Raw genomic sequence first — 2,256 nt, 5'->3', positions numbered from 1 at the left:
CCTGCCCACGCCCGGCGACGAGCCCGCCGACCGTGCCCCGGACCCGGGTTAGCGGACCGGCACGGCACCGGAGGACTCGCGCCCTGCGGTGCTGGCCGACGCCGGGTCCCAACCCCTAGGCTCGCCGCGTGGCGAGGTACTACGACGTGCATCCGCGCAATCCGCAGCCCCGGGCGATCCGGCAGGTCGTCGACGTGCTGTGGTCCGACGGTCTGATCGCGTACCCGACGGACTCGGGTTTCGCGCTCGGCTGCACCCTGGGCAACAAGCGCGGCATGGAACGCATCCGGGCGCTGCGTGACCTGGACTCCCGGCACCACTTCACACTGGTGTGCCGGGATTTCGCCCAGCTCGGCCAGTTCGTGCAGCTGAGCAACGCGGTGTTCCGGGCCGTGCGGGCGTCGGTGCCCGGCCCGTACACGTTCATCCTGCCCGCGACGCGCGAGGTGCCGCGGCAGCTGGCGCACCCGAAGAAGAGGACGGTGGGCGTGCGGATCCCGGACCACGTCACGGCCCGGGCCCTGGTCACCGAACTGGGGGAGCCGCTGGTGTCGAGCACGCTGCTGCTGCCCGGGGACGAGGAGCCGATGACGGTCGGGTGGGAGGTCCGGGAACGGCTCGGCCACCTGGTGGATGTGGTGCTCGACTCGGGCGACTGCGGCACCGAGCCCACCACCGTGGTCGACTTCTCCGACGACGAGCCGGAGGTGATCCGCGTCGGCGCGGGGGACCCCGCCCGGTTCGTCTGATCCGGTCAGCTCTTCTCCCTGCCGGTGCGGGCGCGAAACCGGATCTGGTGGGCGGGCACGAACGTCGTGACGATCGTGCGCCACGCGAGGTCCGCGGTGAGCAGCTGGTAGGTGACCACGCCCAGCGCGGCCCCGTCGACCGACGGCATCCACCCGCGCAGCAGGCCCTTGGCCTCGTACCGGTACTGGATGCCCTCCCCGTCGTCGCCGGAGATCTCGAAGGCGTTCTTGCGCAGCGCCGCGCGCGGATCGACCCACACCCACTGCGGCGGGTCCACCGGCCGGAACGTGGGCGGTGCGTCCTCGGCCGGGGCCCACACCGGTCGGGTCGGTGTCGAACTCGCGTCCCGCCGCCACCACGGCAGGGGCGAACGCGGGGACGGTTCCGGCCGGTGTTCCGCCCGTTGCTCCGTCCGTCGCCGGTCCGGTTGCTCCATCGGCACTCCCTCACAACTCCCTCGAATCGAACAGTAGTTCGACCGAACGGCGGAGTGTCAAGCCGGGCGGCCCCGATGTCACCCGGAACACGGGGCCGTCGGCGGCGGGAGGGACGCCGTCGGTGCCGGTGTTCACCGGCCGGAACTTCTGTATTACTTTGTGCGGTGATCTTGCAGGGACGACAGGTCGGGGGTGTGACGATGTCCGGTGGCGAGACCACGATCGATTCCACGAAGGCGAGCGTGGCCCGGGTGTACGACGCCCTGCTGGGCGGCAAGGACAACTACGAGGTCGACCGGGTGGTCTACCGGTCGGTGCTGGAGTCCGACCCGCAGGCCCCCGCCACGGCCGTCGCGATCCGCGAGTGGCTGGTCCGCGTCGTGCGGTGGCTGGCGGGACCGGCGGGCATGGACCAGTTCCTCGACTGCGGCTCCGGCCTGCCCACGCAGGAGAACACGCACGAGGCGGCCCAGCGGCTCAACCCCGAGGCGCGGGTCGTCTACGTCGACAACGACCCCGTCGTCGGGGCGCACGGCCGGGCGCTGCTGGAGGAGAACCCGTTCACCCACTTCGTCGAGGCCGACCTGGTGGACCCGGAGGCCCTGCTGCGGCATCCCGACGTGACCCGGAACCTCGACCTGGACCGGCCGTACGTGCTGATGCAGTGCAACACCCTGCATCACCTGATGGACGACGAGGACCCCCTCGGGATCATGCGCCGCTACGTCGACGCCCTCCCGTCCGGCTCGTACGTCGCGCTGTGCCACTTCTGGGACCCACAGGACGAGGATCCGGAGTCGAGCACGTTCGCGGGGGACATGGAACAGCGGCTCACCGGCAGTTCGATGGGCTCCGGCCGGTTCCGCACCCGGGACGAGATCGCCGCCTATTTGGAGGGCCTCGAACCGGTCGAGCCCGGTCTGGTGCGGCTGCACGAGTGGTGGCCCGACGGCCCCCGCCTGACACCGCTGACGTCGATGGACCGCGTCCTGCTCAGCGGCGTCGCCCGCAAGCCCTGACGGACGCGGCGCACCGCACGGGCTGTCGGCGGGCCGACGGGGCGGGTCCT

3 protein-coding genes are annotated in these 2,256 nt (G+C 71.7%); 2 read left to right on the top strand and 1 reads right to left on the bottom strand.

Annotated elements, in window-relative coordinates:
• Nucleotides 1-128: 128 nt before the first annotated feature.
• Nucleotides 129-749 (top strand): L-threonylcarbamoyladenylate synthase, encoded by a 621-nt coding sequence (locus SACHA_RS0107700; RefSeq protein ID WP_019808523.1) that lies wholly within the window; start codon nucleotides 129-131, stop codon nucleotides 747-749.
• A 5-nt stretch (nucleotides 750-754) separates the two neighbouring features.
• Here SACHA_RS0107700 and SACHA_RS0107695 read toward each other — a convergent pair whose 3' ends face one another.
• The gene (locus tag SACHA_RS0107695) at nucleotides 755-1,186 is read right to left on the bottom strand and encodes a hypothetical protein (RefSeq protein WP_019808521.1); all 432 of its coding nucleotides are present in this window, start codon (nucleotides 1,184-1,186) and stop codon (nucleotides 755-757) included.
• Nucleotides 1,187-1,387: 201 nt separating this feature from the next.
• On the opposite strand from SACHA_RS0107695, the gene SACHA_RS0107690 reads away from it, so the two are divergent.
• Nucleotides 1,388-2,206 carry an SAM-dependent methyltransferase gene (locus tag SACHA_RS0107690; RefSeq protein ID WP_028662976.1) on the top strand — a complete coding sequence of 273 codons (819 nt, stop codon included), beginning with the start codon at nucleotides 1,388-1,390 and terminating at the stop codon, nucleotides 2,204-2,206.
• The last annotated feature ends 50 nt before the right edge of the window (nucleotides 2,207-2,256 follow it).

Source organism: Saccharomonospora halophila 8 (genome assembly GCF_000383775.1).
Taxonomy (GTDB): Bacteria; Actinomycetota; Actinomycetes; order Mycobacteriales; family Pseudonocardiaceae; genus Saccharomonospora; species Saccharomonospora halophila.
The sequence above is the reverse complement of the archived record's forward strand: the minus strand, read 5'-3'. Positions and strand labels throughout refer to the sequence as shown.